Raw genomic sequence first — 15,543 nt, 5'->3', positions numbered from 1 at the left:
CATTTACGAATGCAAATACAGATACAGATAGTAAGAGGCGGAATGAACCTATGAATGCAGCGCTAAATGATATTGTTGATTTTATTAAAGTCATTCCGCCCTTTAACTTGTTAAATGTTGAAGATTGCCATCTTATTGCCATGCGTACTTCTATCGGTTATTACCGTAATGAAACCTTGTTCAATGAGTATAAGAATGACCATAAGAAGGAACCTCAAGAGAAACAGGTATTACTGTACATTGTCAAAAAGGGCGTGCTTGCTTATTACGATAACGCGGGGGAGTTACAGGGTAAATTTTCAGAAGGTGATTTGTGCACTGTCTTATGTGGCGAGATATGTAGTGAATTACACAATGAAAAACCAGCCCCTAGTCGCGAACAAGCCCCGGTAGGTTTACGCGCTGAAGAAGATTGTTTACTGTATGCAATTGATTTTAATGAATTGAAAGTGCTATTGAGTGAACACCCGAAAGCATTACAGTTTTTATTACAAACTGCGCCACAGCGACTAAAAAACACCATGGGTGCGATAACTGAATCGGCATTAATCGCCTCGAGTTTAACGAATGCACCCATAACAGATTATTACAATAGTCCTGCTATTACGATAACAACACAGGCCAGTATTCAAGATGCGGCTAAATACATGACTGAAAAAGGCGTATCTTGCCTTGTTATCATGGCGAATAAACAGCCTGTCGGTATTGTCACTGATAAGGATATTAGGCGACGCTGTGTTGCTGAAGGATTAAATACTCAACAAACCGTGACTGATATTATGACGGCTAATATGGCGACGATTGACATCAATCTTTGCGGGCATGATGCGTTAGCGCTCATGATCAGTCAGCGTATACATCATCTCCCCGTGACGAAACATGGTACTCTGATTGGCATGTTAACTGCGACGGATTTAATGAATCAACAGGGCCACCATGCGGTTAATTTAAGTTCTGTGATCCATAAAGCCAGTTCTGTTGAGGCCTTGGTTGAATTGAGTTCGATGTTACCTAAACTTCAAGTGAGCATGGCTAAACTGGGAGCCAGTGCTGATTATTTAGGTAAAAATATCAGTGCACTGACGATGGCATTTACTATACGGTTAATTGAATTGGCTGAGTTAAAGTTAGGTAGCGCTCCGGTTGGTTATGCGTGGCTATGCGCAGGTTCACAAGCAAGACAGGAGCAGTTAGTTTATTCCGACCAGGATAACGCGCTGATTATTGATGATAGTGCAACACCACAGCAAGAAGCATGGTTTGAGGCTTTCGCACATTTTATTTGTGATGGTTTAGCGGCCTGTGGTTATATTTATTGCCCAGGTAATATCATGGCAACTAATCCTCAGTGGCGGCAGAAAAAACGCGTTTGGCAAAGCTATTTCAATGATTGGGTGATAAAACCTGATCCGCAAGCATTACTCAATAGCAGCGTGTTTTTCGATTTAGCCACTGTGCATGGTGACATTCAGTTGTTACAAGATGTACGTCGTAATATGCTACAACAAACCCAACAAAACACGTTATTTCAAGCACATCTATCGCGCAATGCATTATTGCAGAAACCACCTTTGGGATTTTTTCGTGATTTTGTACTCATTCATGATGGCAAGAATAAGAAAGGCTTGGATCTTAAGCATAACGGTTTAGCGCCGATTATTAACCTTGCACGCATTTATGCGCTTGCTGAAGGCATTGAAGATGTAAATACCATCATGCGTTTAAGGCTTGCAGCGGGAACGCCATCATTGAGTCGAACTGAATCTGCTAATTTGATTGATGCATTTGAGTTGCTGGGGATGTTACGCGTGGAACATCAAGCTAAGCAATTAACGAATGGTGAAGAGGCGGATAGTTATTTGTTACCAAAAGAGATATCCCGTCTGGAGCGTGAACATTTAAAGGATGCATTTAAAGTCATTAAAGCCATGCAAAACTATCGTCAAATGGTATAGATGTTAGCAGGTTATTGCTGTGACTGTAGGCAGATCGAATAAGGACATATTATGAATATAATACAATCGTTTTTTAGTTTAGAGACACAGCGTAAACGCTTGTTGGCGAAGGCGCCTGAAGGCGCGCTAAAAGAGTACTTAAGTGTGCCTATTATCGATCTTGATCAGCCTATCATGGCCAGTGATATTTTAGCCGTTGATTTTGAAACGACAGGCTTGAATGCGAAGCAGGATAATATTTTGAGTATCGGGTACGTTGCGTTGGCGGATAACCAAATTAGGTTAGATAGTTGTTATCATCAAATTGTTGCGGCTCACTGCGAACTAGACGGTGACAATGTCACGATCCATACTATTACTGATCAAGAGAAAGCCAGCGGCAGACCATTAGCAAGCGTAGTCGAAGACTTATTAACGGCATTGGCAGGAAAAACAATGTTGGTACATTATGCGCAGATTGAAAAAAACTTTCTCGAACAAGCATGCATCAAACTTTATGGTATGGCGCCAATATTTCCTATTATTGATACATTAGCGTTAGCAAAAAAACGCCACGACAGATGCAGTCAAGCTTATGCGCCATCGACGTTACATTTAACTAATTTACGCAGTGAGTATGGATTACCGCATTATCCAGCACACAATGCCTTAAATGATGCTATCGCTACGGCAGAATTGTTTATGGCTAAAGTTCAGCATTCAGAATTGCAGGGGGATACCAAGCTTAAGTCTTTGATCACAAGTGCTTTCAGTTAGTGGCTTGGACGAGTTAAGTCAAATACTACGAGCGCAGCAAGTTAACTTGGTCACAGTTTGGTAACAGGCTGTCATGTATAGTGGAGGTTAATTATTTGTAGTGATACATGGATGAGTATGCACGTAATGCCTGAAAAAATCATCATAGCGGATGATCACCCCCTTTTTCGACAAGCATTGTTGATCGCCTTAAAAGAACAATTTAACACCACACAGTGGCTTGAAGCTGAAACGGTTGAATCGATCAGTGAATGTTTAGCTCAAAATGTCGATGCTGATCTTTTATTATTAGACCTGAATATTCCAGGTGCGCATGGCTTTGACCATTTGATCCGTATACGCAAGCAATATCCGGATATACCAGTTGTGGTTATTTCAGCCTATAGCGATGAAACGATTATTGCTAAAGCGATGCAGCACGGCGCATCTGGGTTTGTGCCTAAATCGGAATCGGTACCAACAATCATCACCGCCATTACTCAGGTACTGTCAGGGCAATTATGGGTTCCGGGTACGTTTGAAAAAGTACAAGAAGAAGTGAGTCATGTGGCAGATGAAGCGATAGCTAAGTTAACGGTGCAGGAATATCGCATTTTAATGATGTTTTCTGAAGGTCTACTCAACAAGCAAATTGGTGACAAACTTTGCGTTGCAGAAGCGACGGTTAAAGCCCACGCCAGTGCTATTTTTCGAAAATTGAATGTACGCAACAGAACACAAGCTGCAATGATGCTGGGGCAACTCGATGTCGCCGATTACAGCGAAAATTTAAAGGATTAAATTGATGAATAAGCATACTAAAGTGGCGGTACTTGTCGCGCCATTATTAGCCGTACTCGGCTATATTGCATCGGATTATTTTATAGAGAATGATGCCGATAAAACTAAATTAATTACCTTAGTACCTGAATCTTCTTGTGCGGTATTGGCAGGTGAATGCGTATTGATAAGCGGTGACTTTAAGGTTAACGTATTTGACAAGGCTGGTTCAACGGTAATCAACGCTACTTTTCCACTCGATGACGCGGTGTTATTTTTGGTTGATAGTAATGATAATGCGACAGCATATCCTTTGACTCAAGTACAAAGTAATTACTACTGGCAAGCACAAACACCATTGCGATCGTTAGCGACGAGCAATAATACTACAAGCTATAAACTCAGGTTGATCGCATCCATTAAAGGTGGAAATTACATTAGTGAATTTGAAACCTTGCTGTAGTTTCTTGCTAGGTTGTATCGTGTTTACCAAGCTATTTTTATAATCCTTCCTTACTGCGTCGTTTGTCGATCTTAAAGTAGCTTGGTTATTGATATTATCGTTGTTGAATAGTCATTCACTCAACGTTAGTCGTATTTCAATAGTTGTTAGTAGGTTAGGTATGTTTGAAAATTGGCAGTTAATGCTATTAAGTTTTTTTTATATCGTGTTGTTATTTTTAATTGCTTACTTGGGTGATAAATATCGGCATCTTATTCAAGGAAAGCGGCAGGCGTTAATCTATGCATTTGCTGTGTCTGTTTATTGTACTTCATGGAGCTTTCTTGGTACGACAGGACAAGCTGCGAAAAATGTTTATTCATATTTACCTATTTATCTAGGTCCAATCTTATTACTTGTTTTTGCATGGCCGTTTTTACAACGCATTATTCAAACCAGTATTAACTTCAATTTAACCTCTATCGCCGATTTGCTTGCTGCTCGTTTTGGTAAATCCCATGCATTAGCTATTTTGGTGACCATGGTTTCGTTACTGGGGACTATGCCTTATATCGCCTTACAAATTAAAGCGATTGTCTATTCCTTCCAACAATTACAAATCCAACAAGATTTTATGCCATGGCAGCTGGGTTTAGTCACCAGTTTTGTATTGGCCGGTTTCAGTATTTTATTTGGTATTCGTAATATTGACGTTACAGAGCGTCATCCGGGTATTATGCTCGCCATCGCGTTTGAGGCTGTGGTTAAAATTATTGCTTTTGCTAGTGTCGGTATTTTTATTTGTTATGTTGTTTTTGATTCACCACAGGATATCTGGCAACAAGCCAGTGCGAATACTGACTTAGAAAGTGCCTTACAATTTCCTGATTTCAGTGCCATGTTTGGCATGATTATTATTGTGATGGCAGCCTTCTTTGTATTACCAAGGCAATTCCACGTCATGATTGTCGAGCTGCGTGATGAGCAGGATGCTTGGCTGAGTCGCCGTATATTCCCGTTATATTTACTGGTGTTTGCATTTTTTTCTGCGCCACTGGGGCTTGCGGGTTACTTGTTGCTTGGTAATAGTGTACCTGCGGACATGTATGTGTTGGTGCTACCTTGGTATCAAGACCAAACGTGGTTAACTTTGTTTGCATTTTTAGGTGCTATTTCAGCGGCGAGTTCTATGGTGATCGTATCCACAATTGCCTTGTGTACCATGCTCAGTAATGAAATTGTTTTTCCATTCTTGTTTAAGAAAAATAAGCATCCAACCCAGTATAATGCGTTTAGATTAAAGCTGCTTAGCATTCGCAAAGTATTAGTGCTGTTTGTTATTTTCCTGAGTTATTTGGTGTTTTTGTTTATTCCTCCGACTGCTTTGGCCAGCTTAGGGGCTACAGCATTAGGTGCATTAGCACAACTTACGCCTGCTTTAGTGGCTGCTTTTTATTGGCGACGAGCAACATTGAAAGGGGTGTTTACTGGTATCAGTTTAGGCTTTTCATTATGGACTTTGCTTAATTTTTTACCACAGTTAGGCTTCTATCAAGGACCACTACAAGGTACTTTGTTTGCCAGCTCAACCGCGATCAATTTACTCTGTTTGACAATTAATATTGTCGCGATGATCTTGATATCACTCCTAACGAGGACCAGTATACAAGAACGGATCCAAGGGGCGTTGTTCTTAAAACGGCAGTTACCGCCATCGCTCGTTGAAAGTAAGCGTAAAGCTAAGTCCAAAAGACAAGCAATATCAGTAGATGAACTATTGTTACTTACTGCGCAGTTTGTAGGTGATGATAAAGCATCTAAAAGTTTTAAGGCCTTTGAGCAAGTCGCGATCACTTTAGGCTATACCGCCAAGGAAAAATCCGACTATGGGCTTGAGCATGCCGAAAAAGTGTTATCCAGTGTGATGGGGTCGTCATCCGCACGCTTAGTGCTCAACTCTGCGTTAGATGGACATGATTTTGCGTTAGATGAACTAGCCACTTTAGTGGGTAATGCATCAAGTCATCGCCAGGAATTTAGTCAAAATTTGCTAAAGAGCGCGATAGAAAATACCAGAGACGGGATCTCGATCGTCAATGATGAACTCGAATTGGTCGCTTGGAACAATCAATATGCAGAATTGTTTAATTATCCTGATGATATTCTTAGCGTGGGCTGTCCAGTTGAATCGCTTATACGTTTCAATGCTGAGCGTGGTTTGTGTGGTGGTGGTGATATTGAAGCGCATGTAAAGAAGCGTCTGGATTTTCTACGATTAAGAAAATCACATAACTCCGAACGTTTACGTGAAGACGGCAAGGTGATTAGAATTGAAGGAAACCCATTACCTGATGGTGGGTTCTTAATGGTTTTTTCGGATATTACTGCATTTAGACAAGCTGAGCAGGTACTAAAAGAAGCGAATCAAGATCTTGAGACTCGGGTTGCTGAACGAACTAAAAAACTAGAGAAAGCCAATAAAGAGTTAGCGAAGGCGAGGGTGGTTGCTGATGAAGCATTGAGTAAAAAAAGCCATTACTTACAAGTCTGCAGTCATGATTTATTACAACCACTGGAAGCGGCGCGCTTGTTTACCTCTGCGTTAGCAAGCCAGTCGACATTAAATGACAATCAACAGCGGCAGGTAAGTAGCATCGACTTATCATTGAAAGTCGCTAATGAAATGATTGTTAATTTAGCCGAAGTGGCTCGAATAGAAAGCGGTAGCATTAAGCCGCATATTGAAACGTTCGCGTTAAATGATCTATTTAGTCAGCTTGCTAATGAGTTTTCTGCAGCAGCTAAGCAGTATGGCGTGAGTTTTACCATTATGCCAACGAAGCATTGGGTTAATACCGATAAACACCTGTTACGTCGCATATTACAAAATTTAATTGGTAATGCTTTTCGCTATGCCAGTCCTGGACGTGTATTGCTCGGTTGTCGTCGTAAAAGTGGTCAATTAAGTATCCAGTTATTAGACAATGGCCCCGGTATTGCTGCGAAGAATCAGGTCAAGGTATTCGAACAGTTTAGTCAATTAGAGGATAATAATGGTTCTAATGATGGTTTAGGGCTGGGACTAAGTATCTGTAATAGCTTATCGGTATTACTGCAGCATCAATTGACACTTGATTCGATTGAAGGCAGAGGCTGTCGCTTTAGTCTACAACTGTGCGAAGCGACGGCATTACAGCAAGATAATACTGCTCCTGTACTTGCTCCGACCGATCTTACTGGTACGGCAGTACTGTGCATTGACAACAATCCAGCTATTTTAGAAGGTATGTTAGAGCTAATGAGCAGTTGGGATTGTGAAGTTTATGGCGCGAACTCAATTGCCAGCGCTAAGGCGCTGTTTAAACAATGTGATTTCGATATTCTATTAGTGGATTATCAATTAGATAATGGTGAAGATGGATTGACGTTAATCAAGGAATTAAGAGAGGTTAGCCCGACGACACCTGCAATCCTGATCACGGCTACGACTGAGCCCGGAATAGCGGATAAGGCGGCTGCAGCTAAAGTAGGCTTATTGCGTAAGCTGGTTAAGCCAGCCGCGTTGAGAGCTATGATGAGTGCGCAATTAACTGAAACATTACAAACCCAGTTTATTCGATAATTGTTATTGAGTAAGTTACTTTAACTAGGCTGGCGTAAAGCAATACTCGATGGTTATCTTGTAATAGCTGTCGACGGAATGGGCGCAATAAAAAAAGGCCTCTGAATAAATCCAGAGGCCTTTGCTATATTAGTTTAATGTAACGTTTGAATTAGTCGCGGTCAGCTAGTGACTCAAATGGACGGTGTGCTTCACCAGTATATAACTGACGAGGACGACCAATTTTCTGTCCAGGTTGACTTAACATTTCGTTCCAATGTGCAATCCAACCTACAGTACGGCCTAATGCAAAAATAACCGTGAACATAGAAACTGGAATACCAATTGCACGTAACGTGATACCTGAGTAGAAGTCTACATTTGGATAGAGTTTCTTCTCGATGAAGTAAGGGTCTTCAAGCGCAATACGCTCAAGTTCCATTGCTACATCTAATAGTGGATCATCAATGTTTAGTTCACTCAGCACCTCATGACAGCTCTTACGCATTACTGTAGCACGAGGATCTTTGTTTTTATAAACTCGGTGACCAAAGCCCATTAGGCGGAATGGGTCATCTTTGTCTTTCGCACGAGCGATAAACTCTGGAATACGATCAACAGTACCGATTTCTTCAAGCATAGTTAGACACGCTTCATTTGCACCACCGTGAGCAGGACCCCAAAGTGAAGCAATACCCGCTGCAATACATGCAAATGGGTTAGCGCCTGATGAACCAGCAAGTCGAACTGTAGAGGTCGATGCATTTTGTTCATGATCAGCATGTAGCGTAAAGATACGATCCATCGCTGTTTCAACAACAGGGTTAACTACATACTCTTCACATGGTACTGAAAACATCATTTTAAGGAAGTTACCAGCATATGAAAGGCTGTTATCCGGGTATACAAAAGGCTGACCAATTGAATACTTGTAACACATTGCAGCAATCGTTGGCATTTTAGATAGCAAACGGAATGCTGAGATTTCACGGTGACGTTGATTAGTAACGTCTAATGAGTCGTGATAAAACGCTGCAAGTGCGCCAGATACACCACAAAGAATCGACATCGGGTGTGAATCACGACGGAAACCTTTGAAGAATGATGCGAATTGCTCGTGCACCATAGTATGCTTATGTACTGTTGCTTTGAAGGCTTCATATTGTTCTTTAGTTGGTGCATCACCGTAAAGAATAATATAACAAACTTCTAAATAATCCGCATTAAATGCTAAATCATCAATAGCGTAACCGCGATGTAGTAGGATACCTTCTACACCATCGATATAAGTGATTTTTGACTCACACGATGACGTTGCCATAAAACCTGGATCATGGGTGAAATATCCTTTACTACCTAGGGTACGAATGTCGATAACATCGTGACCAGCTGTACCAGATAAAATTGGAAATTCAACTGGCTCTTGGCCGGGTAGGTTTAACGTGGCCTTTTGATTAGCCATAGCACGTCTCCTTTGCTTATTTATAATTAGATTTCTTCATGAAATTCGAGCTTAAAGCTACCTCGATTAATTACTAATGTCAATTTTGTTGCAGAATAATCAAAGAAAAAACACTAAAAGGTTAACCTATGTTTCAATTCTGACGTAAATGTTGCGTGATGACCTTTTATAATTGTAAATAAATTGTGATATAGGTATACTTATACACGGATCAAGAGTCCTTGTTTTAATTACGTTCATGTAGTCTAAGTACTTATAATTATTGTTTTATTTGTATTTTGAACAAGAAATAAACAAGGGCTTTCATTTGAAAGGGATTTGTTATGAAAATAATACAATTCTGTGATCCGTATCATAATAATAACAATGCTCAATGGAGCTGAGTGAGCGATATCGTGAAAAAGCAAAGACCTGTAAATTTAGATCTGCAGACTATAAACATGCCAATCACAGCAATCGCATCGATACTACACCGTATTTCTGGTGTAATAATGCTGTTTGCTGTGGGTATCCTGTTGTGGTTACTAGCAGAATCGTTATCTTCTGAACAAGGTTTCCAAAATGCACAAGAAATTGTGTCTGGTTTCTTTGGTACATTCATTCTTTGGGGAATCCTAACGGCACTGGCATATCATATTGCTGGCGGCATCCGTCATTTATTGATGGACATGGGTTATTTTGAAGAGCTTGAATCGGGTGCATTAAGTGCGAAAGTATCTTTTGTTGCAACCGTTGTTTTATCAATCCTAGCGGGGATAATGGTATGGTAACTAACGCAGCAAGTTATGGCCGCAGTGGTACGCATGATTTTATCATGATCCGTGCAACAGCCATCATCATGGCACTTTATACATTTTATTTTGTTGGTTTCGTTGCATTTAATGACCTTACTTATCAAGTATGGACTGATTTTTTTGCAAGCACTGGCAATAAAGTATTCACCCTTCTTACCCTAGTTGCTATCGTCATCCATGCGTGGATTGGTGTATGGCAGGTATTAACTGACTATGTTAAACCAACTGGTTTACGTGGTGCATTACAGTTTGTTCTAACAACCACTGCATTTATTTATGCGCTTGTTGGTTTTGTTGTTCTTTGGGGGTTATAAGTGAGTATTCCAGTTCGCGAATTTGATGCAGTAGTTATTGGCGCCGGTGGTGCTGGTATGCGTGCTGCACTATCAATATCTAAGTCAGGTAAAAGTTGTGCACTTTTATCTAAAGTTTTTCCAACTCGTTCACATACCGTATCTGCTCAAGGTGGTATTACCGTTGCTTTAGGTAATTCACATGAAGATGATTGGACATGGCACATGTACGATACTGTTAAAGGTTCTGATTATATCGGTGACCAAGACGCTATCGAGTTTATGTGTAAAACAGGTCCAGAAGCTATTTTAGAACTTGAGCATATGGGTTTACCATTCTCTCGATTTGAAAACGGCACTATTTACCAACGTCCGTTTGGTGGTCAGTCTCTTGCATACGGTGGCGCACAGGCGGCTCGTACTGCAGCTGCAGCCGATCGTACCGGTCATGCATTACTTCACCTTCTTTATCAGCAAAATGTAAAGAATGAAACGAAAGTTTTCTCTGAATGGTATGCGTTAGACCTCGTTAAAAATGACGAAGGTATCATTACTGGTTGTACTGCGATTGATATTGAAAGTGGCGAGATTTGCTACTTCAAAACGAAAGCGACAGTGTTTGCAACTGGCGGTGCAGGTCGTATCTATTCTTCGACAACGAATGCACACATTAATACTGGTGACGGTGTTGGTATGGCTATTCGAGCTGGCATTCCAGTTCAAGATATGGAAATGTGGCAGTTCCACCCGACAGGTATTGCAGGTGCTGGTGTACTGGTAACTGAAGGTTGTCGTGGTGAAGGTGGTTACCTATTAAATAAAGATGGCGAACGTTTCATGGAACGTTATGCGCCTAACGCAAAAGATCTTGCTGGTCGTGACGTTGTTGCTCGTTCAATGATGACTGAAATCCGTGAAGGTCGTGCGTGTGATGGTCCTTGGGGTCCACACATTAAATTGAAACTTGATCACTTAGGTGAAGAAGTACTTGAATCACGTCTACCTGGTATTTGTGAGTTATCTCGTACATTTGCCCACGTTGATCCAGTGAAAGAACCAATTCCAGTAATCCCAACTTGTCATTATATGATGGGTGGTTTACCTGCGAATGTGAACGGCGAAGTACTAACACGTAATGAAGAAGGTAACATGGAAGTTGTTGCTGGTTTATTTGCTGTTGGTGAAATCGCTTGTGTATCTGTACACGGTGCAAACCGTTTAGGTGGTAACTCATTGCTTGATTTAGTTGTCTTCGGCCGTGCTGCTGGTAACTACTTAGGTACTGAACTGGATAAGATCCCAGAGCCTAAAGAAGCAACTGATGCAAATGTTGATGCGTCACTTGAACGTCTTAATCGTTGGGAAAATAATCAAGACGGCGAAGATCCTGTGCAAATTCGTAAAGATTTACAAGAATGTATGCAACTTAACTTCTCGGTATTCCGTGAAGGTGAATCAATGGCTGAAGGCCTTGAGCAGTTACGTACAATCCGTAAACGTTTACAAAATGCACGTCTAGATGACACATCTTCAGAATTTAATACGCAACGTATTGAATGCCTAGAGTTGGATAACTTGATGGAAACTGCATATGCAACAGCACATGCTGCCAACTTCCGTACAGAAAGCCGTGGTGCTCACAGTCGTTTTGATTATCCAGATCGTGATGATGCGAATTGGCTATGTCACTCGCTGTATCAGCCTGAATCAGAAACAATGGTTACGCGTGATGTGAACTTATCACCTAATTTATTGACTGAAGAACAGTTGAAACACTTCGTGCCTAAAGCACGCGTTTACTAAACAAAAGGGATACCTATGCAAGTTAAATTTTCAATTTATCGCTATAACCCTGATGTTGATAGCAAACCTAAAATGCAAGAAATGAGCCTTGAAGTACCTGAAGGTTCTGACATGATGGTGCTGGATGCGCTTATTCAATTAAAAGAAACAGATGCATCTTTATCTTTCCGTCGCTCTTGCCGTGAAGGCGTGTGTGGTTCTGATGGTGTAAACATGAATGGCAAAAATGGCCTAGCATGTATCACACCGTTGTCTGATCTAAATATGAACAATACGATTGTTATTCGTCCACTACCAGGCTTGCCAGTGGTACGAGATCTTGTTATTGATATGTCGCAGTTTTATGATAACTATGCACGTATTAAACCGTTCTTAATTACAGATGACAGTGCTATTCCACCTGCTCGCGAAAATCTTCAATCACCTGAAGAACGCGAAAAGTTAGATGGATTATACGAGTGTATCTTATGTGCGTGTTGTTCAACATCATGCCCATCATTCTGGTGGAACCCCGATAAGTTCGTGGGTCCTGCTGGTTTATTAGCGGCTTATCGTTTCTTAGTTGATAGTCGTGACTCGGCAACCGAACAACGTCTATCTGAATTAGACGATGCGTTTAGTGTATTCCGTTGTCACGGTATTATGAACTGTGTAAATGTGTGCCCTAAAGGTCTAAATCCTACAAAAGCAATCGGTAATATTAAATCTATGTTACTACAACGTGCGGTGTAGCAATGTTTTTTGTTAGTTTTTAGTTACAATGGTCATTCCGTTGGGAATGGCCAAGTAATTTGAAATCTTTGCTACCATCTCTGGCGCGATGGACATTTAAAGTAAAAAGGGCAGAGAATGCAGAATAACGTCATGAAAGCCTGGTTAGAATCCTCTCATCTAGCCGGTGCGAACCAGACATATATTGAAGATTTATATGAGCAATTTTTAGCAGATCCTGATTCAGTTGGCGAAGAATGGCAAACTGTATTTTTAGGTCTACCTAAAGTTGATAATTCGACTAAAGAAGTTCCACATGGTCCTGTGAAGGATTATTTCATTCGTCTTGCGAAAGAAACCTCTCGCTATGCTGCGCAAGTAAGTGATCCGCATAATGACTCGAAACAAGTTAGGGTATTACAATTAATTAATGCTTTCCGTTTCCGTGGGCACCAACATGCGAACCTAGATCCGTTAGGAATATGGGCACGTGATCGTGTTCAAGATCTAGACCCCGCATATCACACACTTTCTGATGCTGATTTTGATGCTAACTTTAATGTTGGTTCATACGCGATTGGTCAAGAAAGCATGAAATTAAGTGACCTTTATGCTTCGCTACAAAAAACTTACTGTGGTTCCGTTGCTGCGGAATATATGCACATTGTATCTACAGAAGAAAAGCGTTGGATTCAAAGTCGTTTAGAGTCTGTTGAAAGCAGCCCTGAATTTGAAAAACAAGATAAATTACGATTTTTGGAAAGCTTAACCGCTGCCGAAGGTCTAGAAAAATACTTAGGTGCTAAGTTCCCTGGTGCAAAACGTTTCTCCCTTGAGGGTGGTGATGCACTAATTCCAATGATGAAAGAATTAATTCGTCGTAGTGGTGAACAAGGTATCAAAGAAGCTGTTATTGGTATGGCGCATCGCGGCAGACTTAATATGCTTGTTAACGTGCTGGGTAAAAAGCCAGCTGATTTGTTTGATGAATTTGCTGGTAAACACAGCGACGTATGGGGAGCGGGTGATGTTAAGTATCATCAAGGTTTTAGCTCTGATTTTCATACCCCAGGCGGAAACGTTCATTTAGCGCTTGCGTTTAATCCATCGCATTTAGAAATTGTTAATCCTGTAGTCATGGGATCTGTTCGTGCACGTCAAGAACGTCTTGGTAGCACAAATGGTGATGAAGTACTGGCGATCACAATTCATGGTGATTCTGCAATTGCTGGTCAGGGTGTTGTGGCTGAGACATTTAATATGTCGCAAACACGCGCTTATGGCATTGGTGGTACAGTTCGTATTGTTGTTAACAACCAAGTCGGTTTCACAACGTCAAACCCGAAAGATATGCGTTCGACAGAATACTGTACAGATATCGCAAAAATGGTTCAGGCACCTATCTTCCATGTAAATGCAGATGATCCTGAAGCCGTTGTATTGGTTACACAAATAGCGCTAGATTTCCGTAATACATTCAAGCGTGACGTTGTTATTGATTTAGTTTGTTATCGCCGTCATGGTCATAATGAAGCTGATGAGCCAAGTGCAACGCAACCATTAATGTACAAAAAAATTAAAAAGCATCCAACACCGCGTAAGATCTATGCAGATCAACTTGTTAATGAAGCGGTTATTGATGCTGCTGAAGCGACTGGTTTCATTAATGAATATCGTGACCAACTTGATGGTGGTCAATGTGTTGTTAAAGAATGGCGCCCAATGGAACAGCACTCTGTTGATTGGAATCCGTACTTAAAACATGAATGGGATATGCCGTACCAATCTCAGGTAGCGCAACAAACCCTGACAGATCTTGCAATCAAAATGACGAACGTTCCTGAAGGGCACAAGATTCAATCCCGTGTTCAGAAGATTTATAACGATCGTGTGGCGATGGCAAATGGTGAAAAACCGTGTGACTGGGGTTTTGCTGAAACATTGGCTTATGCAACATTACTTGATGATAACTACAAAGTACGTATTACTGGACAAGATGTTGGCCGTGGTACTTTCTTCCATCGTCATGCTGTTGTTCATAACCAAGAAGACGCGAGTACGTATACACCATTAGCGAATCTAAAAGCTGATCAAGGTGAGCTTACTATCCACGATTCAGTGTTATCTGAAGAAGCGGTATTAGCATTTGAATATGGTTATGCGACAACGGAACCAAGTGGCTTGACTATTTGGGAAGCACAATTTGGTGATTTCGCCAATGGCGCGCAAGTTGTATTCGATCAATTCCTCTCTTCTGGTGAACAGAAATGGGGTCGTATGTGTGGTCTAACAGTGATGTTACCACATGGTTATGAAGGGCAAGGTCCTGAGCATTCATCTGCGCGTCTAGAGCGTTACATGCAAATGTGTGCTGAGCATAACTGGCAAGTGTGTGTACCAAGTACACCAGCGCAGGTTTACCATATGCTTCGTCGTCAAACTGTACGTCCTATGCGTCGTCCACTGATCGTAATGACACCGAAATCATTATTACGTCATCCGTTAGCTATTTCTAGTTTATCTGAATTAGCAGAAGGTACGTTCCAAAATGTTATCGGTGAAATTGACGAACTTGACCCAACGCAAGTTAAACGCGTTGTAATGTGTAGCGGTAAAGTGTATTTCGATTTACTCGAAACACGTCGTAAAACAGGTCAAACTGATGTTGCTATTGTGCGTATTGAACAGCTTTATCCTTTCCCACATGCGGAAATTGCAGCTGTCTTTGCAGACTATCAACATGTAGAACAGTTTGTTTGGTGCCAAGAAGAACCTCAGAATCAGGGTGCTTGGTATTCAAGTCAGCATCACCACTGGGAATCTATCCCACAGGGTGCGAAACTAAGTTACGCTGGACGCGCTGCATCAGCATCACCAGCAGTCGGTTATATGTCTGTACATACAAAACAACAGCTAGCACTTATTGAAGATGCTTTAACTGTTGCGCAGAAATAGTTTATTAAAGGA

The 15,543-nt window shown here is 41.1% G+C and carries 11 protein-coding genes; 10 read left to right on the top strand and 1 reads right to left on the bottom strand.

The genetic code is table 11. From position 1 onward, the window contains the following. Positions 1–50: 50 nt before the first annotated feature. From FR932_RS07705 to FR932_RS07685, 5 genes are all read left to right on the top strand, one after another. Positions 51–1,955 (top strand): DUF294 nucleotidyltransferase-like domain-containing protein, encoded by a 1,905-nt coding sequence (locus FR932_RS07705; RefSeq protein ID WP_019440032.1) that lies wholly within the window; start codon positions 51–53, stop codon positions 1,953–1,955. Between the two features lie 51 nt (positions 1,956–2,006). Beyond that, positions 2,007–2,711 carry an exonuclease domain-containing protein gene (locus FR932_RS07700; RefSeq protein WP_019440033.1) on the top strand — a complete coding sequence of 235 codons (705 nt, stop codon included), beginning with the start codon at positions 2,007–2,009 and terminating at the stop codon, positions 2,709–2,711. 117 nt (positions 2,712–2,828) lie between these two features. After that, complete coding sequence (locus tag FR932_RS07695) at positions 2,829–3,491, top strand: response regulator (protein WP_019440034.1); 663 nt, start codon at positions 2,829–2,831, stop codon at positions 3,489–3,491. Between the two features lie 4 nt (positions 3,492–3,495). Next, complete coding sequence (locus FR932_RS07690) at positions 3,496–3,933, top strand: hypothetical protein (RefSeq protein ID WP_019440035.1); 438 nt, start codon at positions 3,496–3,498, stop codon at positions 3,931–3,933. Positions 3,934–4,093: 160 nt separating this feature from the next. Next, positions 4,094–7,534, top strand: a complete 3,441-nt coding sequence (locus tag FR932_RS07685) for a hybrid sensor histidine kinase/response regulator (RefSeq protein WP_019440036.1) — start codon at positions 4,094–4,096, stop codon at positions 7,532–7,534. Between the two features lie 151 nt (positions 7,535–7,685). Here the strand turns inward: FR932_RS07685 and FR932_RS07680 are convergent, their stop codons facing one another. Next, positions 7,686–8,975 (bottom strand): citrate synthase, encoded by a 1,290-nt coding sequence (locus FR932_RS07680; protein ID WP_019440037.1) that lies wholly within the window; start codon positions 8,973–8,975, stop codon positions 7,686–7,688. A 383-nt stretch (positions 8,976–9,358) separates the two neighbouring features. Here FR932_RS07680 and sdhC point away from each other — a divergent pair, with 383 nt between their 5' ends. From sdhC to sucA, 5 genes are all read left to right on the top strand, one after another. Then, positions 9,359–9,745, top strand: coding sequence for a succinate dehydrogenase cytochrome b556 subunit (gene sdhC, locus FR932_RS07675; protein ID WP_017222225.1), 387 nt, complete (start codon positions 9,359–9,361; stop codon positions 9,743–9,745). Continuing rightward, positions 9,739–10,083, top strand: a complete 345-nt coding sequence (gene sdhD / locus FR932_RS07670) for a succinate dehydrogenase, hydrophobic membrane anchor protein (RefSeq protein ID WP_019440038.1) — start codon at positions 9,739–9,741, stop codon at positions 10,081–10,083. Before sdhC ends, sdhD begins: the two co-directional genes overlap by 7 nt. Next, entirely contained in the window at positions 10,084–11,865 is a 1,782-nt protein-coding gene (gene sdhA / locus FR932_RS07665; protein ID WP_019440039.1) for a succinate dehydrogenase flavoprotein subunit, read from the top strand. A gap of 15 nt (positions 11,866–11,880) precedes the next feature. Further along, positions 11,881–12,597, top strand: a complete 717-nt coding sequence (locus FR932_RS07660; RefSeq protein WP_019440040.1) for a succinate dehydrogenase iron-sulfur subunit — start codon at positions 11,881–11,883, stop codon at positions 12,595–12,597. 117 nt (positions 12,598–12,714) lie between these two features. Continuing rightward, positions 12,715–15,531 (top strand): 2-oxoglutarate dehydrogenase E1 component, encoded by a 2,817-nt coding sequence (gene sucA / locus FR932_RS07655; protein ID WP_019440041.1) that lies wholly within the window; start codon positions 12,715–12,717, stop codon positions 15,529–15,531. Positions 15,532–15,543 lie beyond the last annotated feature (12 nt).

It is taken from the genome of Moritella marina ATCC 15381 (assembly GCF_008931805.1).
GTDB classification, from domain to species: Bacteria; Pseudomonadota; Gammaproteobacteria; order Enterobacterales; family Moritellaceae; genus Moritella; species Moritella marina.
The sequence above is the reverse complement of the archived record's forward strand: the minus strand, read 5'-3'. Positions and strand labels throughout refer to the sequence as shown.